The 18,879-nt window shown below is 66.1% G+C and carries 16 protein-coding genes; 7 read left to right on the top strand and 9 right to left on the bottom strand.

Annotated features, from left to right (window positions below):
• Positions 1-167 precede the first annotated feature (167 nt).
• Both VI08_RS06750 and VI08_RS06745 read left to right on the top strand, forming a co-directional pair.
• Entirely contained in the window at positions 168-1,205 is a 1,038-nt protein-coding gene (locus VI08_RS06750; RefSeq protein WP_045828794.1) for a glycoside hydrolase family 5 protein, read from the top strand.
• On the top strand, positions 1,202-2,887 hold the full coding sequence (locus VI08_RS06745; protein WP_045828793.1) for an FAD-dependent monooxygenase: 1,686 nt from the start codon (positions 1,202-1,204) through the stop codon (positions 2,885-2,887). Before VI08_RS06750 ends, VI08_RS06745 begins: the two co-directional genes overlap by 4 nt.
• Here VI08_RS06745 and VI08_RS06740 read toward each other — a convergent pair.
• Positions 2,835-5,975: a S41 family peptidase gene (locus VI08_RS06740; protein ID WP_045828792.1), complete on the bottom strand. Its 3,141-nt coding sequence runs from the start codon at positions 5,973-5,975 to the stop codon at positions 2,835-2,837. The two genes, VI08_RS06745 and VI08_RS06740, sit on opposite strands and share 53 nt — an antisense overlap.
• Positions 5,976-6,157: 182 nt before the next feature.
• On the opposite strand from VI08_RS06740, the gene VI08_RS06735 reads away from it, so the two are divergent.
• Positions 6,158-7,006, top strand: coding sequence for an oxidoreductase (locus VI08_RS06735; protein ID WP_045828791.1), 849 nt, complete (start codon positions 6,158-6,160; stop codon positions 7,004-7,006).
• On the opposite strand, the gene VI08_RS06730 is transcribed toward VI08_RS06735, so the two are convergent.
• The 3 genes from VI08_RS06730 to VI08_RS21665 form a co-directional block, all read right to left on the bottom strand.
• The gene (locus VI08_RS06730; protein WP_084621336.1) at positions 6,942-9,002 is read right to left on the bottom strand and encodes a S9 family peptidase; all 2,061 of its coding nucleotides are present in this window, start codon (positions 9,000-9,002) and stop codon (positions 6,942-6,944) included. The two genes, VI08_RS06735 and VI08_RS06730, sit on opposite strands and share 65 nt — an antisense overlap.
• A 7-nt stretch (positions 9,003-9,009) precedes the next feature.
• Positions 9,010-9,777, bottom strand: a complete 768-nt coding sequence (locus tag VI08_RS06725; protein ID WP_198148863.1) for an SDR family NAD(P)-dependent oxidoreductase — start codon at positions 9,775-9,777, stop codon at positions 9,010-9,012.
• A gap of 123 nt (positions 9,778-9,900) precedes the next feature.
• Positions 9,901-10,047 (bottom strand): hypothetical protein, encoded by a 147-nt coding sequence (locus VI08_RS21665; protein WP_157006406.1) that lies wholly within the window; start codon positions 10,045-10,047, stop codon positions 9,901-9,903.
• 160 nt (positions 10,048-10,207) lie between these two features.
• Between VI08_RS21665 and VI08_RS06720 the strand changes: the two genes are divergently transcribed.
• The 3 genes from VI08_RS06720 (at position 10,208) to VI08_RS06710 (ending at position 14,323) form a co-directional block, all read left to right on the top strand.
• Entirely contained in the window at positions 10,208-11,152 is a 945-nt protein-coding gene (locus tag VI08_RS06720; RefSeq protein WP_045828789.1) for a LysR family transcriptional regulator, read from the top strand.
• Between the two features lie 193 nt (positions 11,153-11,345).
• Entirely contained in the window at positions 11,346-12,773 is a 1,428-nt protein-coding gene (locus VI08_RS06715) for a hypothetical protein (RefSeq protein WP_198148862.1), read from the top strand.
• On the top strand, positions 12,770-14,323 hold the full coding sequence (locus VI08_RS06710; RefSeq protein ID WP_052697730.1) for a S10 family serine carboxypeptidase-like protein: 1,554 nt from the start codon (positions 12,770-12,772) through the stop codon (positions 14,321-14,323). Before VI08_RS06715 ends, VI08_RS06710 begins: the two co-directional genes overlap by 4 nt.
• Here VI08_RS06710 and VI08_RS06705 read toward each other — a convergent pair.
• The 4 genes from VI08_RS06705 to VI08_RS06690 are packed head-to-tail and all read right to left on the bottom strand — an operon-like array spanning position 14,307 to position 17,134.
• On the bottom strand, positions 14,307-14,801 hold the full coding sequence (locus VI08_RS06705; RefSeq protein ID WP_045828787.1) for a hypothetical protein: 495 nt from the start codon (positions 14,799-14,801) through the stop codon (positions 14,307-14,309). The two genes, VI08_RS06710 and VI08_RS06705, sit on opposite strands and share 17 nt — an antisense overlap.
• Complete coding sequence (locus VI08_RS06700; RefSeq protein ID WP_045828786.1) at positions 14,791-15,657, bottom strand: FAD:protein FMN transferase; 867 nt, start codon at positions 15,655-15,657, stop codon at positions 14,791-14,793. Before VI08_RS06700 ends, VI08_RS06705 begins: the two co-directional genes overlap by 11 nt.
• Positions 15,644-16,168, bottom strand: a complete 525-nt coding sequence (locus VI08_RS06695) for an FMN-binding protein (protein ID WP_045828785.1) — start codon at positions 16,166-16,168, stop codon at positions 15,644-15,646. Before VI08_RS06695 ends, VI08_RS06700 begins: the two co-directional genes overlap by 14 nt.
• Before the next feature lie 9 nt (positions 16,169-16,177).
• The gene (locus VI08_RS06690; protein WP_045828784.1) at positions 16,178-17,134 is read right to left on the bottom strand and encodes a DUF6662 family protein; all 957 of its coding nucleotides are present in this window, start codon (positions 17,132-17,134) and stop codon (positions 16,178-16,180) included.
• 235 nt (positions 17,135-17,369) lie between these two features.
• Here VI08_RS06690 and VI08_RS06685 point away from each other — a divergent pair, with 235 nt between their 5' ends.
• On the top strand, positions 17,370-17,651 hold the full coding sequence (locus VI08_RS06685) for a hypothetical protein (protein ID WP_045828783.1): 282 nt from the start codon (positions 17,370-17,372) through the stop codon (positions 17,649-17,651).
• Positions 17,652-17,670: 19 nt separating this feature from the next.
• Here VI08_RS06685 and VI08_RS06680 read toward each other — a convergent pair whose 3' ends face one another.
• Positions 17,671-18,522, bottom strand: a complete 852-nt coding sequence (locus tag VI08_RS06680; RefSeq protein ID WP_332308621.1) for a PA0069 family radical SAM protein — start codon at positions 18,520-18,522, stop codon at positions 17,671-17,673.
• Positions 18,523-18,879: the final 357 nt, after the last annotated feature.

The following is an 18,879-nucleotide window of genomic DNA, read 5'->3' as shown; positions in this document are numbered from 1 at the left end:
ACGCAGCGCCGGCACGGGCGCGCTTCGTCGCATCGCCACCCTTTTCGTCTTCCTGCCGCTTGTCGACGAAGGCCGCGCGCCTGCGACGAGCGGACATGGCCAGGCACCCGGGCCACGCTAGGGTGGTGGGTGACGGTCGCGCTGTCGCGGCCATGGAGGATGCCTTTATGCCGCCTGTGTATCGCCCGCTCGTCGCCGCCGCGCTCACCCTTGCCGCCCTGCAGGCCCATGCCGAGGTCGAAGTGCGCGATGGCCACCTGCTACGCAACGGCAGGCCATGGGCCCCGCATGGGGTGGTGCAAATCGCCTTCGTCGCGCCGCCCGCCGCGCAGGCCGGCGTCTTCGCCGAGGCCTACCAGCACTATCGGCCAAGCGACTACGCCAGCATGCGCAAGCACGGTATCGACGCCGTCCGCATGCAGGTATCGCAGCCGGGGCTCGAGCAAGGTGGCCCGCTGTTCGATCCGCGGTTCCGCGCGCAGGTGATCGATGCAGTGCACGCGGCGCGCGCGGCGGGGCTGGTGGTAATGCTGAGCGTGCAGGACGAAGAGCAGAGCGGCGAGAACCCAAAGACCGTGGCGAACCTGCCGAACGAGCATACGCGGGCGGTATGGCGCTCCATGGCCCCGGAATTCCGCACCGACAAGGGCGTGATGTACGAGCTGCTCAATGAACCGCAGCTACGCGCCTCCGCACTCAACTGGCAGCTGTGGGCCGACGCGATGAACCAGGCCATCGCCGTGGTGCGCGGGGAGGGCGCGGAGAACGTCATCGTCGCCGACGGGCTCAATGTCGCCGAACGGCTCAGCGGTGCACCCGAGTTGAACGACAGGCTCCGGCAGGTCGTCTATGCCTCGCATCCGTACGCACACGATCGCGACGGCCAGACCGAGCCATCGTGGGACATGAAGTTCGGCGACTTCGCGCGTACGCACCCCGTCGTCGTGACCGAATGGGCGCCGGTGCCAAAGTTCTATTGCGACGGTGGCACGCCCGCGTATGCCAAGGCGTTCCTCGATTACATCGACCAGCGGGGTATCGGCATCATGGCGTACGGCTGGGATTTTTCCGGCCCCCGCTTTGGCTCCATGTTCCATGGGTTTCCGCCGGCGCTGTCGACCTTCCAGGGCAAGCAGTGCGGCGACCCGGGCTTTGGCCCGGGGGAGATGCTTGAGCGTCGTTACACACAGGCGGGCACGCCTTGATCGAGACCGATGTCCTCATCGCGGGTTGCGGCCCCGCCGGGCTCACCGCGGCGCTTGCCCTCGCGCGGCGCGGCGTGCGGGTCATGGCGGTGACGAAACACAGGCAGCTCTCGCCCACGCCGCGCGCGCACGTGACCAACCAGCGCACGTTCGAGATCCTGCGCGAGTTCGGGCTGGAAGCGGAGGCGTTGGCGCTGGCCACGCCGTACGCCACGATGCCTGACGCGCTGTTCATGCGCTCGCTCGCTGGCGAGGAATACGCAAGGATCCGGGGGCTGGGCGAGGATGCCAGCGCGGCGGCGAATGCCACGGCCAGCCCGTGCCTGCTTGCGGACCTGCCGCAACACTTGTTCGAACCGCTGCTGTACCGCGCGGCGATCGCGCAGGGTGCGATCGTGCGTTTCGGCACGCAGCTCGACGCATTCACGCAAGATGAGGACGGGGTCACGGCGCATCTGCACGACCGCCTTGGCGCCGGGGCCGTCGACGTGCGCGCGCGGTACCTCATCGGTGCCGACGGCGGCAGGAGCACGGTGGCTGCCGCGCTGGGCTTGCCGTTCGAAGGGCCGGGCGACATTGGCACGAGCCTCAACATATTGTTCCATGCCGACCTCGCCCCTTACGTGGCACACCGGCCCGGCGTGCTGTATTTCATGCTCGGCGACGACATGTCGATCCTGCGCTGCATCAAGCCATGGTCGTCATGGATGATGATCAAGGGGTATGCACCCGGGCACGCCACGCCATCGCTGTCACCCGACGAGGCGGCGCACGTGGTGCGCGATGCCCTTGGCCTGCCCGGGCTCGACCTCGACATCACCGGGGTGGATCCGTGGACCATGAACGCCGCGTGGTCGCCCGTCTACCAGCAAGGGCGCGTGTTCTGCATGGGCGACGCCGTGCACCGGCACGTGCCATCCAACGGCCTCGGGTCGAACACAGCCGTGCAGGATGCCTATAACCTGGCGTGGAAACTCGACCTGGTGCTCTGCGGCCTGGCGGGCCCTGCCCTGCTGGACACCTACAGCACCGAGCGCGCGCCCATCGGGCGGGCCGTGGTCGAACGGGCCACCGAAAGCCTCGCGTCGTACGGGCCGCTGGTGGAGCTCGATGTCAACGCGCTGCCTGAGCCAGGCGACACGGGCCACGCGTGCAGGCGCGAACTGCACGAGGTGATGAAGGTGAAGCACTACGAGTTCCGGGCGCGTGGCTTCGAGTTGAACCAGGTGTACCACTCGGCTGCCGTGCTTGAATCGGAATCCGCGCCAGCGATGGAGGAAGGCGATGATGTCGACCGCGAGCTGGAGCACGTGCCGACGACGCGCCCTGGTGCGCGCGTCCCGCACGCGTGGGTGCAGCACCAGGGCAAGGCGCTGTCGACGCTGGACCTCGTGGGCCGCGGGCGCTTCACGGTGCTCACCGGCGTAGGCGGCGCGGCGTGGATCGCCGGTGCAGGCATCGCCGCCGCACGCCTGGGCCTCGACGTGCCGGCCTTCGCCATCGGCCCCGGCTGCGAGGTGGAGGATCTGTACTTCGAGTGGGCCGAGCGCCGCGAAATCCGCGACGACGGCTGCCTGCTCGTTCGCCCCGACGGTTACATTGGCTGGCGGTCGCACGCGCTGGGTACGCTCAACGCGGCGGACTGCCTTTTGCGTGCGCTTGCGGCGATCCTGGCTCGTTGAGCAGGGCCTGCACCGCTCGCTCCAGCTGCGCGTCGCGATCACCGGTGGCATCGTCATCCACCTCGATGTCGGGATGCACGCCCTCGTTTTCGATCAGCGGCCGGTGGTCGTTGGACAGGAGTACATCCTTGGGCACGTTCACGGTCGTTCGGTCCATGAGCGGCCACGCGCCCAGGATGCCCCGCACGCCGCCCCAGGTGCGCGTGCCGACCACGTTCCCAACGCCTTCCTCGCGGAAGAAGTAGGGGAACTGGTCGCCGTCGGAGGCCGAGTAATGGTTCACCAGTACCAGCTTGGGCCCCGCGAGCAGGCCGTCGGGAAGCGTGGCCTGGGCGCCCTGCCGGTTCACGAACACACCGGCCGGCCGCCGGCGCAGGCGTTCGAGCATCAGCTGGCTTGTGAAGCCACCCGTGTTCCAGCGCACGTCGACCAGCAGCGCCTTCTTGTCCTGCTGCGCGTAGAACTGGTCGATGAACTGGCGGGTGCCCGCCTCGGCCATGTTGGTGAGGTAGATGTAGGCGATGGTGCCGTGGCTGAGGGAATCGACGAGGTGTCGACGTGACACCAGTGCATCGTACTGGCGCAGCGCCGCTTCACTCTCGAGGGGCACCACGGTGACATCGACGGGTGCGGATGCGGGCGATGGCGCCAGCGATAGCACCACGGGCCCCGTGGCGCCGGCGAGGAGTTCCTGCGGGTTCCGCGGTGCCTTGAGCGGCTGGTGGTTGATCGCAAGCACATAATCGCCCGCCGTTGCATCGATACCAGGCGCTTGCAGCGGGCTGCGGATCGCGGGGCGGCTGTTGTCACCCTGCAGGATGCGCGCGATGCGATACAGGCCCGTCGAGCCGTCGAGCGCAAGGTCGGCGCCCAGCAGCGGCTCCGCCTCGCGCGGCGCCTGCGCGGGCCTGGCGCCATAGTAGGTGTGCGAGCTGCCGACCTCGCCCTGCAACTGCCCAAGCAGGTAATGGAAATCCGCTTGCGATGACAGTGCCGGCAGGCGCATCGCGAGCACATCGTGCACGCGCCGCCACGGCGCCCCGTCGAGCGCCTTGTCCTCGAACATGTCGCGTTCCAGGCGCCAGGCCTTGTCGAACATTTCCTTCCATGCGTGTTGCCAGGTGACGTCGCCCCGCAAGGTGGCCAGGTCCACCGTCCAGCCGCTGGCCTCGCCGGTGCCCGATACGTGGTACGTGCCAGCGGCGAACCAGGCGATGTGCCGCCCATCGGGGGCGACATCCACCGTCTCCGCGCCCTCGGCCAGGGTGCGATCCTGGCGCGTGGCCAGGTCAAAAACGTGGAGTACGTTGCGCTCGCCTTCCACGTTCGATTCGATCTGGGTCGTCGCCTTTGCGAAGACGAAAAGGGCGCCGCCGTGCTCGCCCTCGAGGGCATAGGCCCCGCCGGGAAAAGGCAGGGGCGTGGCCTTGTCCATCTGCACCACGCCGCCCTTGATCGGGGCTTCGTACACGCCCGTGGAACGGATGGGCACCATGTCGGTTTCGCGATCGGAGAGCACCGGTTGCGCGTGGCGGTTTGAAAGGAAGTAGAGCCGCGTGCCGTCGCTCGAAAACCGGCCCGACCAGTCACTGTCCATGGGCGAGCTAACCACGTGGTCCGCGTGCGTGCGTGTGTCATACACATGCAGGGCGCGCTGTTGGTTCGCCGGCAACGTGCTGTAAGCCACCAGCATGCCATCGGCCGAGAAGGCGGCATCCCTGATCTCGGCGGCGGGGTCGCGTGCCACGCACAAGGACGCGCCACCGCCGGCGTCGAGCAACCACAACCCGTGCCCCGCATCGGCGACAAGCAGCCGCTTGCCGTCCGGCGACCACGTGGGGCGGTAGTAATAGCCGGACGCCGTATGCGTCAGCACCCGCTCGTTCCCCGTCGCCCATGCCCGCACCACCACTTCTTCCTCGCCGGACCGGTCGGTGACGAAGGCCAGCGCCGTGCCGTCGGGGGACCAGGCGGGGTGATCCTCGTCCGCGCGGTCGCTGTCCGCACGCCGCGTGGGCAGCGCGGGCTTGCCGTCGACATCGACCCACGCCATGCGGCCGAGCGCCGAGAACGCCACCCGGCGGCCGTCGGGCGACAGCGCATAGTCAGCCGCACCGGTCACGTCGGCCGGGCGCACGTAAGGGCCAAGCGCGATGCTGATCGGCGTGCTGCTTTTCCCATCATCCGGCACGCCGATGGGAACGGCATGCAAGGCAAGCGTCGCGGTATCCATCAGCCACAACGCCCCGCCCTGCTGGAACGCGATGGTGCCGTCCCCGACGCTGGGGAAATCGATGTCGCCGTCGGTGAAGTGCGTGAGCTCCCTGGCGTTTCCCCCATCTTCGTCCATCACCCACAGGTTGGCCCGGCGCCCGGCATCGCGATCGGAAACGAAGAAGATGCGCTGGCCCACCCACATCGGGAAATCATCCGTACCCTTCCAGTCCGTCAGCTGCCGCCGCTGCCCGCTGGCGAACCGGTACACGTACACATCCGGCGCCAGCCCACCGTCGTAGCGCTTCCAGGGGCGGTATGCCGCAAAGGTTCGCGAATAGGCGATCGCCTGCCCATCGGGCGAGTACGACAGCATCGCCGCGTCGTTCAGGTCGACACGCACGGGAAGGCCACCACCCACCGGTACCTTCATCAACACCGGTTCGCTCCGTGCGAACGCCGTGCTCCGAGAGAGGAACAGAATGGCGCTGGAATCGGGTGCCCAGCCCACGACGAGGTTGTTGGGCCCCCACCATGGCGGCGGCGTTGCAGTGGTATCGGCAGCCCATGTGAGGCGCGTGGTTGGGCCGCCCGCGCTCGACACCACGTAGACATCCTCGTTGCCCCGGTTCTGCGCGGTGAAGGCGATGTAACGGCCATCGGGCGAGAAGCGCGGCGCCGATGGCGGGCCTGGCATGTCCGCCAGGGCCTGCGCCTTTCCGCCTTGCGTGGATGCCACCCAGAGGGCATCGCGCGCGACGAAGACGACCTTGCCGCCATGCACGTTCGGGTACCGGATGAGCGCTGGCGATGCGTGCGCCACGCACGATGCGGCGAAAGCGGCCAGCATGCAGAGCCAGTGGCGGGTCGTCATCGGGCAGGCACCTCGCACGGGCGTTCGACGCACCGTGCACGAAAGCCGTGGCGGCGGCAAGCCGTGCCCGCGCCGGTCACGACGCTATGCGACGAAGGTTCCCTCGATGCGACGAACAGCGCACGCGGCAAACACGCCGTGCCCTAGCCTCGGATGCCACCCCCACGAAACCGAGGAAGCCCATGCTTGATGCCAACGCGGTATGGCTTGTCACCGGCAGCTCATCCGGCCTTGGCCTGGCCCTGGCGAACGCCGTGCTGGACGCCGGGTACCGTGCCGTCCTTACCGCACGCGAGCCAGGGCGGCTGGAGGCACTGCAGGCAAAGCATGGCGATCGCGTCCGCGTGCTGCGCCTCGACGTCACCGATGCCGCAGCCATCGTGCCGGCCGTGCGGGAAGCGGAAGCCGCCTTTGGCCAGGTCGATGTGCTGGTCAACAATGCGGGCTACGGCTACCTTGCCGCCGTGGAAGAAGGTAGCGACGACGAGGTACGCAAGCTGTTCGAGACCAATGTGTTCTCGGTCGTCAACATGCTCCGTGCCGTGCTACCTGCCATGCGCCAGCGCAAGGCTGGCACCGTCATCAACATATCGTCGCTGGGTGGCCTGCTCGCGCTACCGGCCACCGGCTATTACCACGCCACCAAATACGCCATCGAGGCACTGTCCGAATCCCTCGCCCTCGAGGCCGCGCCGCTTGGCCTGCATGTTCTGATCGTCGAGCCAGGCGCGCTACGCACGGCGTGGGCGGGCTCGTCGATGGCCGAGTCGGGCTGCGTCATCGCCGACTACGCGCCGACGGCCGGCAAGCGTCGCGAGACCACCAAGGCAAGTTCGGGGAAACAGCCTGGCGACCCGGCGCGCGCCGCGCAGGCGATCATCGAAGCCGTAAACGCCACCGAGCCCCCGCTGCGGCTGCTGCTCGGCGCGTCCGCCGTCGACGTGGCGCGCGAGCGCTTCAGCACGCTCAAGAAGAACGCCGAGCAGTGGGCGTGGCTGTCGAAGACGGCCGACTTCCCTGAGGGGGAGTAAGCACGGCCGCGCCGCCGAAACGGGCGAACCATGCCATCGTCACCGTGAACTCCGTCGCGTGCTGCGACGGCCGCGCGCGCAGGCTTTCGTGGCTAGCGCCAGGCACCACCACCAGCTGGCTGGGTATGCCACGCAAGCGCAGCGCGTTGTAGAACTCCAGCGACTGGGTCAGCGGCGTGCGCCGGTCTTCGTCACCCACCATCACCAGGGTGGGCGTCGACACCTCACCCACGCGCGATAGCGCCGAGTACTTCCAGAACAGCGCGTGATCGGCCCAGGGTGCGACACCCAGCACACCGCCTGATGCCTTGTACTGGTCGGTGGCGAGTTCGTTGCTGGCCAGGTCGATGACCGGTTTCTCCGCGACCGCGGCACGAAAGCGCGTGGTGTTGCCGATGGTCCACGCGGTGAGCTCGCCGCCCGCCGAGCTGCCCGTGATGAACAGGTGGGCGGGGTCGGCATAGCCTTCGCGCACGGCGGCATCCACGGCGCTCATCAGGTCGTCGTAGGCGCGGCCCGGGAAGTCGTGCGCCACGTCGTCCGCGGCGAACGCGTTCCCGTACGAGGTGGATCCACGGTAGTTGGGGTCGACGACGACATAGCCGGTCGCTGCCATGAGCTGCCGTTCCATGTCCCATGCGTCGCCGTCGCTGCCATGCGGCCCGCCGTGGAGCAGCAGGATCATCGGGTAACGCTTGCCCGCCTTATAATCCGGCGGCAGGACGATCCATGTGCCCACGGCCTTGCCGTCGGCGCGCGATGTCACCGGCAACTCGCGGATCGCGCCCACGGCCATGCCCGCCACGAGCGCATCGTTGAGGTGGGTGAGTTGCAACGCCTGCCCGTTCGCCGGCTTGATCCACACGTTCGGCGGCGCCGTGCGCGATGCGTCGAGGAACGCGATGCTTCCATCGGTGGCGACCGATGACGATTCGTCGGCGCCGATCCGGTCGATCAGCGTGGTCACCGTGCCATCCATGCCCACGCGGGCGAGCCGGCCCGTGCCGTGGTCGTCGTAACGGGCCACCAGCGACTGGCCGTCGGGCGCGAACCGCGGTGCCCCGAGGTCACGATCCAGCCCGGTGCCAAGCTGCCGCACGTTCGAGCCATCGGCGTCCATCACCATCAGGCGCATCCAGTCGAACGTGGTGCCACGGTCCGCCATGCGTACGAAGGCGATGTGCTTGCCGTCCGGCGACACGGCCGCGTCGGCGTCATCCACCTTGCCGGCGGTCAGCGCCGTGGCCTTCCCGGTGGCGATATCGACACGGAACAGGCGCGCATAGCTGCGGGTGGCGTCGGAAGGCATCACCTGCGCCGCCTCCACGACCAGCTGGCTGCCACCCGGCATCCAGTGCACGTTGCTGACGTTCAGCGCCCCGCCCTGCGTGACTTGCCGTGCATCGCCGCCCGCGGCTGGCACGATGAAGACCTCGCTTACCTGCTGGTCGAGGAAGCCGGCGCCGTCCGCCATGTAGTTACCCCAGTCCATCACTTTCAGCGCGGGGGCCCACGTGGCGCCCGCGGGCCGTGGCATCGCCGGCGGCGCCGGGGGCGGCCCCTGCACAGGTACGCTTGCCGTGAACGCCAGCGTCTTCCCGTCGGCCGACCACGCAAGCGATGCGGGGCCATGGTCGACGTGGGTTACCTGGTTGGCGTGCGTATCCGGCGGGGCAAGCGTGAAGGCCTGGGCATGCCCGCTGGCATCCGGGGCAATGAACGCAAGGCGCGTACCGGCCGGCGACCATCGCGGTGTGGAAGCGCCCGCCGCGACCATGCGCTCCGCATGCGTGCGGGTATCGATGAGCCAGAGGCTTTCCTTGCGCGTATCCGTCATCACGTCGGGGGTGGTCCGCACGTACGCGACGAACTGGCCATCCGGGCTCACCGAGACATCGCCCGCATCGACCAGCCGGAAAAAGCCCGAGACGTTGACAGGCGCGGCGGTGGCTATCGTCGCCACGAGAAGGGAAAGCGCCGGTATGGCTATTTTCATGGGGATCCTAGAGTTTCATGCCGCCTGACACCTCGATGCGCTGCGCGTTGATCCAGCGGTTGCTGTCGTCCAGTAGCGACGCCACCATCGGGCCGATATCGTCGGGCACGCCAGGCCGGCCCAGGGCGGTGACCCCGGCGATACGCTCACGGTAGCCAGCATTGTCACGGATCATGCCACCGTTGAAGTCCGTGCCCATGGCGCCGGGCGCGATCGTGTTGACCGTGATGCCGCGCGGCCCCAGCTCGTGGGCAAGGTACCGCGTAAACGTCTCGAGCGAGGCCTTGCTCGAGGCGTAGGCGATGAGATCGGGGAAGACGAAGCGAACAAGCCCCGATGACGTGTTGATGATGCGGCCCCCATCGTTGATGAGCGGGAGCAACTTCTGCGTGAGGAAGAAGACGCCCTTGAAGTTGATGGCATACAGCCGGTCAAGCTCCTCCTCCGTCACCTCCGCGTACGCCGTGTGGTTCGAGATGCCCGCGTTGTTGACCAGGTAATCGATCCTCTCCACGCCCATGCCAGCCAGGGTGGCCTTTACGCGGTCGACGAAGCCATCGAGCGTGGGCACGTTGCCCTGGTCGAGTTGCAGGGCGTGGACCTCGACCCCAGGCGCGCGTGCCTCGGCGGCCACCTTCTCCGCCTCATCCCGCCTGGCGCTGTACGTAAAGAGGCAATCGATGCCCCGCGCTGCCAGCGCCAGCACTTCGGCGCGACCCAACCCCCGGCTTCCACCCGTCACCAGGGCGACGCGCCTGCGCATATTGCTCGTCATGGCCAATAGCTCCGAAGTCATTGGCCTTGATTAGTAGCACGAGGCCCCGTGCCCGAGGCTTCGTTTCGTCGCGCGGCGGGCGTCTTTGTCGCTGGTGGGGCGTACGGTAAGTGAGGTGCCGCGTTAGGCGTTCTCCGCGACCGCCGGCGAAACCACCGGCCGGTAGGCGATCGCCTTGATCTCGATAAGCAGGTGCGGATGGGAAAGCTGCTGCACCGACACCGTGGTGCGCGTTGGCCCGTCGAAGTCGAACGTACTCCAGGCATGCAATGGCGGGACGCTAGCTCGTGCCCCGCCGCCATGGAACGTTGCGTGTGGTAATAGTCTTCATGCGGGTTTGTATGAGCGGTTCGTTACGGGTCGTTCATCGTTTTCGGGCAAAGTAGGGCACCGCGGTCGTTAACGACGAGATCATCGACGGGATGAGTCCATGGACCTCATTGCTGCACTTCGTTCCTTTGTTCGCGTTGCGCAGACTGGCTCGTTCTCTGCCGTCGCGACGGAGCGTGGCGTCACCCAGCCGGCCATCTCACGGCAGGTAAGCGCCCTGGAGGACTACCTCGGGGCACGGCTTGTCCATCGCAGTACACAGGCGGTGACGCTTACCGAAGAAGGGCGCGAGCTACTGCTACCCGCACAGCGGCTGATCGACGACGCGGAGGACCTGCCCTTCAACGTGGGCGCGCGCCGCGGGCGGCCGGCCGGGCGCGTCCGTATCGCGTTGCCCGTGCCCCTGGGCCTGTACCTCAGCAGCCACCTCGCACCGTTCCTGGCCAGCTACGAGGGGATCTCGGTGGATCTCGTGCTCCGGGACGGCGTCAGCAACCTGATCGAGGAGGGGCTGGATTGCGAGATCCGGCTCGGGCCCCTCGAAGACTCCACGCTGGTGGCGCGCACCATTGGCCAGACGAAGGCGTACCTGGTGGCGTCGCCCGGCTACCTCGAGCAGCACCAGCCACCGGCCCATCCCCGCGACCTGGAGCAGCACGACTGCATCTTCTACCAGCGGTGGGGGCGGGAGAACGTCTGGTGGTTCAGCACCCCACCGGCGCCCGGCGACGTGGCGGGGCAGGACCTGGCCATATCTGTCAGTGGGCGCATCCATTCGAACAACGCCGGGGCCGTGTACCGCGCGGCGCTGGCGGGGCAAGGGATCGCGCTGCTATCGCACCTGCTCGTCGCGGAGGACCTTGCGGCAGGCCGGTTGCTGCATGTCATGCCCGATTACCCGACGCGGCGTTTCCCCATCCACGTCGTGTACCCCTCCAAGCGTAGCCTGCCGCCCCGCACGCGGGCGCTGATCGACTACATCAGCGGGCTGCTCGAGGACGACCCGGACATGGCCATGGATGCGGCGAGCCCCGTGAGGCGTTGACGCTTCATACGCCCTCGCAGCCACGACCGCGCCCGACACTGGCCGGGTTCAAGGTTCCATAACGGATGTATGAGCGGTTATAAGCAAAATATGGATTCGCTCGCGCCGACGCAAAGCCTAGCGTGCTCGATAGTTCGGCTCAGGGGGCTTTCAACGTATGCGACGTTATCTTGTTTTACTCATGCTGGCGGTGATGGGCGCTTCGACGGCGGCGGTCGCCGCTGAACCGAAGGAGAGCCCATCGCAGGGCGGGCCATGGCAGGCCATGGCCCGGTCCGATATCCAGTTCATCGTCGAATGGGCGAAGAAGCAGCATATCCTCGCAGTCTATCCCGACCCTGCCCGCTTCGATGCGCTCCTGAAGACCGCGCAGGCGCGCGCCGCGTCCGACATCCCCAGGATCCAGAGCTATTCTGGCTATCGACATGCCCTGAATCACTTCGTTTCCACGTTCGAGGATGAGCACGTCTACCTGTCGTTGAACCTCGTGCAGAAGAACCTGCAGTGGCCGGGCTTCCTTTCCATCTACGTAGGCGGCCAGTATCGAACCGTGGCGGGGAATGGCACGGTCGCCGATGGCCTCGTCATCAGCGCATGCGACGGCAAGCCGTTGAACGCCTGGGTGGATGAGCTCGCACCCTACGAAGCATCGCTTCCCAAGCTGGAGTCCACGCGCTGGAACCTCGCGTCGTCCATCTTCCGCGATGTGCAGAGCCCGTTCTTCAAGCGCCCCTCGTCGTGCACGATCGATGGCAAGGACGTCAAACTGCAGTGGACCCCCATCGATGGCACTGTGTTTGCGCAGAAGCGGGCCGCGCTGATGGGCGATGCCGAGCTCATCGACCGCATCGAGCCGTTCGGCAAGGACGGTGCCTGGATCATGCTGCAGAACATCATGCCCCACACGCCGGCCGAGGTGGACGCATTGCGTTCGGTGATTGCCCAGCTGCCTTCGCTACGCTCGAAGAAGATCATCGTCGTGGATGAGCGGAACAACCACGGTGGCCCCTATGAGTGGTTCATGGCGTTTCTTCGCGGCTTGTACGGCGCACCGTATACCGACTATTACGCGCGGGCACGCCTGCGGATCAGCGCGGTCTACCGCGCGACACCTGAGATCCTCGAGGCGTTTGGTGGCCCGCCCGAAACCTTCAAGCCTGAACCCATCACCATGCCGCCCGATGGCACGACGTTCGACCCGGATAACCGCCTGCTCGCCGGTGCCGTGGCGCGTCACGAGAGTGTGCTGCGCAGCTCGGCGAACAAGGAGAACATCGCCAAGCCCGCAAGCGCCCCGCCAAGCCTCGTGCATGCCAAGGTCGTCGTGCTTACGGGTTACGCCTGTGGCAGTGCGTGCATCGGGCTGGTCGACGAGATGAAGCTGATTCCCGGTGTGACGCAGGCCGGTGTCGAGACGTTCATCGACTCCCGGACCGGCACGCCGCTGGGTGCGGATCTGCCAAGCGGTAACGGAAAAGTGTCGGTGCCAGTGATGACCCGGGATGGGCGGCAGCGTGGTGATAACGAGCCGAATGTTCCTGACGTTGTCTATCACGGCAATATCGAAGACACCGAGGCCGTCAAAGCCTGGGTCAGGAAGACCTTCGAGGAAGCACGATGAACGCCATGCCGCCGCCACGACGGCCCACGTGGCGCAGCATGGCGGGGGCGCTTGTGCTGGCCGCCCTCGGCGCCAGCGCGAGCCATGCGGCCCAGGCACGTCCCGACGTGACGGCGGCGGCGGCTTCGGCCAAGGCATTCGCGCCGACGGCGACGCGCACGTTGGGTGCACGCCCACCCGTGGTGACAAGGCATCACGCAACCATCGCGGGCCAGCGCGTGGCCTACCAGGCCATCGTGAGCGAATGGCCGGTACCGGGCGACGACGGCGAGCCCATGGGCGTGATGGTCACGGAAGCCTATCTCGCCGGTAAACAGCCCGACGCGTCGCGCCCGGTCACCTTCATCTATAACGGTGGGCCGGGGTCATCCTCGTGGTCGCTGCAGATGGAGGGCCTGGGCCCCAAGCTGTACCAGGCGGCCACGGGTGCCTTCGTCGATAACCCCGATAGCCTGCTCGATGCGTCCGACCTGGTGTTCATCGATCCCCTGGGCACGGGCGCCAGTTTTCCCCTCGCCGGCCGCGACGCCTCGCCGGCCTGGAACACGCCCGGGGATGCCGAGTCCATCCGCAGCGTGATTGAACGATGGCTCCGGGATAATGGCCGCACCACGTCGCCGCAGTTCCTCATGGGCGAAAGCTACGGGACAATGCGGTCGGTGGCCATCCTGCACGCGGATGCGAAGCACAACGCCCTCCATCTCCATGGCGTGATCCTCCTGTCGTTGGTGCTGAAGACGGGCGAGAACGACGACATCCAGGCGATCGGCCTACTGCCATCGCTGGCTGCGAGTGCCTACGTTCGCGGCCTGCGCCAGGCGCCCGCTGCGAACGTGGAGGATGCCTATGCGCAGGCCGTTCAGTTCGCGCGCACCGAGTACGCCTCGGCGTTGCTCGAAGGGGCGAGCCTTTCGGCAGAACGGCTGCATGCCGTGGCGCAGGCCATGAGTGCCCAGGTGGGCATTTCGCCGGCGCCGCTGGAGAAAGCCCACCTGCGCATCGACCGCAACGCGTTCGCCCATGCGCTATTGGGCGGGAAAGCCAACGAGCACGCCGGCAGCCTGGATACGCGCCAGACCGGCGGCCCCGACCTCGATGCGCTACCTGCGCCCTACAACGACCCCTCCATGACGTTGGGAAAGCGCCCGGAGCACGCGTTCGAGGGCTATCTGAAATCACTGGACTACGTGGCGGCCGGCGAATATCGCTACCTCAATCTCGCGATCAACAGGGGTAGCTGGTTCTATTCGGTGAAGGAAACCGGCGATGCCACGGATTCCCTCGACACCGTGCCCTGGCTGGTCGACGCCATGCATGCCCATCCTTCCCTTCGCCTGTTCACGGCAGGCGGGTATTTCGATACGAACACGCCGCTCGGCGTCGCTACCTACCAGCTGGACCACGCGGATATCGACCGTTCGCGCTGGACGGCGAAGGCCTATGCCGCCGGCCACGGGATTGCGGAGGACGTGGTGCAGCGTGCGAAGCTCGCGGGTGATCTTCGGGCATTCGTGAAGGCCCCGGGCCCAGCGTCTACGGATACCCGCTAGGCGGCGGCACCGGCTTGCGTCGCGCCTTGCGGCCACGCATGACGTGCGTGACCACGACGACAGGCAGCGCAAGACCGACGACCCAATGGATGAGTGACACCCATTCGTGCCAGGTATCGTCGATGAGGTAGTAGGTGAGGTACCCGGTGATGACCAGGCCAGCGATGACGGCAAAGGCGAAGCCGCCCGACCAGCGGCGGTGGCCGGCTGCCCAGCCGTTGGCGATGTGCGCGCTCCAGACCATGCCGAAGGTCCACAGCGCCATGAAGCCGAAGGCCGCGTGGATACGCAGCCACCATGGTTCCCAGGGACTGGGGCGTGGGCCAAACGGGCCCATCGTCTGCAGGAAGTAGTGGCAGGCGAGCCAGGCGGCGCCCGTTGCGAACAGCGACCAACCCACGGCCCAGGTGAAGAGCCGGCGGCCACTGGCGAGCCGGATGGGGCCATGGCGCCGTCGCTTTGGCGGGTCATGCCGCATCACGGATACTCGCCCAGGTGCCTTTTTCACGTAGATAGGCCGTGGCGCCAGCAAGGGCGAGCACCGCGCCGGCCGAGGGACCGAGGGCCATCACGACCTTGGTGAGCGCATCGGCGACCATGGCCTGGTCTGCCAGCACCGACACCGTGCGGCCCGGCGCCGCGTGCTCCTTCGTTCGGCCATGCCTGTGCACGCCGCAAGGCAGTGGGTTACGTGCCCGGATGGCCGCCTCGTTGCTGCTGGTGGCGATGGCACCCTCACCCGTGTCGAGCGCGGCCTGCATGGGCCCGATGTCGCCGCCCGCATCGAGGTATACGCGGTGCGGGCCCGCGCCTAGCAACCTCAGGTCGCCACCGGCATCAATACGCCCCTGGTGCACGCCGTGTTGCTGGAGCACGGCGGCAGCGCGGTCGGCCGCGTAACCCTTCGCGATACCACCCAGGTCGATCCAGAGCGCGTCGTGGAAACGAACACCGTTGTCGTCGAGCGCGATGCTGGCGGCCGTGGCATCCAGGTCGACGCGAGCCGGCGCCGGGCAAGGCAGCGCACCCGCGTGCGCGAGTACGCCACCGATCGCGATATCGAACACGCCTTCGCTCATGCGGTGCATGGTTTGCGCCATGGCCAGCACCTCGCGCGTGCGCCAGTCTACCGGCACGCACCGGCGCGCGGCGTCGCGGTTCAGGCGGCTCACATCGCTATCCGGCGCATGGAAACTCATCAGCCGGTGCACCGTGGCCACTTCCGCGAACGCCGCGGAGATGGCGTGGTGGGCGAGGGCATCATCTTCCACGCCATCGGCACGGATGGCGACCACGGTACCCAGCCATGGCTGGGCACGTTCAATCGTGGCCAAGAGCGACCTTCCGCACGGCCAGCAGACGGCGGACGCCTTCGGTGATGTGCTTGCACGAAAGCGTCGCGGACGAGATGTTCTGGATATCCTTGTCCAGTACCAGCGGCGCGTCATCATGCTTACCGGTGAACTGCGCACGCCATGCCGGGTTGCGGATCTGGTCACCGTAGCTTTCGTTATACGTCAGTATCTCCAGGCCCTTGACGCCACCACTCGCATCGAAGCCCACCGCATAGGTGATGTACTCGTGCTTGCCGAGTACTTCGTCGACGATGAACAGTTCGCCGGTGGTTGCACGCCACGCTTTCATCGACGGCGAAACGATCGATGCGCCAGAGGCCTTTTCCACGGCCCTGGCCTGCTCGGGCGTGAGCGTGATGTCCTGCGCCGTCATGGCCAGCGACGGGAAGATCAATGCGCGCGCCTGGTCGGCACTCAGGTACTGCGTGGCCTGCGCGGGTGCGACAGCGACCAGGGCAGCGACCGGAAGCAATAGGAAACGATGGTCCATGGGCATGGCTCAGTCGAAGGAATAACCAATCTTGAGGCGGATGCCGTCCCAGCGGGTATGTTCATCGCCGTACAGTAGCCCGTCGTGCCGCTGGTGGTCCTGCTCTTCACTGTAGGTAATGGCATGTATCTGCCGAAGCACGCTCAAGGTGGCGTACCAGCGCCGTGCGGCGTAATGCACATTGGGGCCAGCGAAGAACGCCGTGTGGTCCTGGTTGCGGTGGAGCAGGGTCCAGCCGCCGAATTCGTTGTGGTTGCGGATTTCCAGCCCCGCCGACCAGTTCGACGCGAAGCGGTAACTTCCACCCAGGTCGATCTCGGCATAGGTGGCCTTATCCATGGTGCGCGTCGGCGGCTCGGGGTCCGTATCGTACGGATCGATCAGGTTCGAGCCGCGCTCCTTCTCTGCCTCGACCCAAACGTTGGCGGCCAGGACGAGGCGATCGTCCATCAGGTTCTTCTGCACGATGGCACGCAGCTCGAGCCCGCGTTCGCGCGGGCCGTATTCCGGCTCGGCGTAGAACGCGAGGCCGATGCCGTCCTTGTACGGGCTGAGCACGCGATAGAGGAACTCCATCGAAACGCCATCCACGTGCGCGCCGGAGAATGGCTTGTTCGGATCGTGCTTGTACGACAGGTCGATGCCCTCGGTCTTGCCGCGGACGCTGTTTCCGTTTGCCTGCTCGTAGGTGTAGTTGAGGTAGGTACCGATCTGGAAATTGTCGGTGACGCCGTATTCGTACTCGGTGCTGAAGTTGTAGGCGTTGAAGCTGCCATAGGCCTGGGACTTGCGGTCCGTGGCCCATTGCTCGAGCTCGCTCTTGCCCTTCGGCAGCAGATCGGTGGTGTAGACGTAGCCAAAGATGGCCTCGCCAGCCCGTGCGGGTGGTGCCCACGACCCAGCCGCGCCCAGCGCCAGACACGCGACGACCGCCAGCGCTGCGCTCCGGCCAAGAAAGCTGCTCATGGAAGCCCCAAAGTGAGAATGATTCGCGTTGAGATTAATCTCAAAATCGATACAGGGTCAACGGCAAGTTCTTGCGATATTGCCGTGTAAGTGACTCTTGCATCGACTTTTCTTAGGAAACGCTTAGGGCGTCGGACACCTCCACTCGCGTTAACCGTGCCCGGCCAATGTCCAGAACGAAGCGGATAAGATTCAACGTCATGACGGCCGAGGGATCGTCGGCAAGGAAACAACGATGGGTTATTTCTGGTTTGCTGTTACCGGTGCCGTTGCAGGCGCCATGCTGACCTGGGCGATCGCTTTGCTTCTGCGCAACTTTGGCAGGTGGCGTGCATGGGCGGCTTGGCTGATCAGCGCTGGTCTCATTGCGGCTTGCGTGTTCATGCCGGACTACAGCGGGCGTGATGGGTGGTTGGCCCTGCTGGGTGACGCCGGCAACCAGATTGCCCTGGTGTCTGCTGCTATCGGGGCCGCCGTTCCGACTGGCTTCTGGTCCAGGACACCGTCGAAGGCATGATTGACCTCGTCGGCACCGTCTAGAACAACTCCCCCTGCGGCGAATGCACCCGCGGCGCCACGAACTTCGACGTGTCCAACACCGTATCCCATGCCCGATGCAGCCCGGCCTTCCGCGAAGCCACCTGCACCCGCTTCCGGATAATGTCCGCGAAAATCCCCTGCCCGCGCATGCGCGTAGCGAAGTTGCTGTCGTAATCCTTCCCACCATTCATCTGCTGGATGAGGCTGATGATGTGCGCGGCCTTGTCGGGGTAGTGGATATCCAGCCACTCCCGGAACAGCTGCTTCAACTCATGCGGCAACCGGATGCATGTGTAGCCAATCGAGTTCGCCCCATTGGCCGCGGCACGTTCGATGATTCCCTCCACGTCCTTCTCGTTCAACGCGGAAATGATCGGCGCAACCAGCACGCCCACGGGAATGCCGGCATCACGCAACGCCTTCACCGCCTGCAGCCTGCGATGCGGCGCCGACGCGCGCGGCTCCAGCTTCGAAGCGAGCTTGTTGTCGAGCGAGTTGATCGAGATGAACACCTGAACCAGGTTCTGCTCGGCCATGGGCGCGAGGATGTCGATGTCGCGCTCGATCAGCGCGTTCTTGGTGACGATGGTGCACGGGTGGTTGCACTCGTTGAGCAGCCCCAGCGCCGCGCGGGTGAGCCGCCACTTCTTTTCGATCGGCTGGTAGGGGTCCGTGTTGCTGCCGATGTTGATCGGCTTGCAGGTGTAGTTCTTCTTCGCCAGTTCATCGCGCAGGATGTCGGCGAGGTTGGTCTTGGCGAAGAGCTTCGTTTCAAAGTCGAGGCCGGCCGAGAGGTTGAGGTAGCCGTGCGAGGGCCTGGCGTAGCAATAGACGCACCAGCACTTTATGACGATCTAGAAAGTGTTCACTTTCGGGGACTATCCCGCTGAACAAATCAACGAGATCGCGTGATCGCTCAGGCTACGAGTGAACAGCCCCTCGTGCGTGACCGGCAAACCGGCACCCCCCTGTTTTCGTACTCCAAAATTGCAGAAAGGTATGCGGCCCCCGCATGCCAAAGAGCGGCACTTGTTTCTCGTATGAGTCGATTGCCCAATCCTTGATCTGAGTGCCAGGGGAGTTAGAAGACTGCCTGTTCGTGGCGACGGAAGGCCGAGTCTACGGCGGATTCGAACTCCGGCAGCTCGATGCACACCTTCTTAACACATTGATTGTATTGCATTTTAATATTCCTTAGATATTGG

This window comes from Luteibacter yeojuensis (assembly GCF_000964085.1).
Taxonomy (GTDB): domain Bacteria; phylum Pseudomonadota; class Gammaproteobacteria; order Xanthomonadales; family Rhodanobacteraceae; genus Luteibacter; species Luteibacter yeojuensis_A.
Note: the sequence above shows the minus strand (reverse complement) of the source record. Positions and strands in the feature narration are given on the sequence as shown.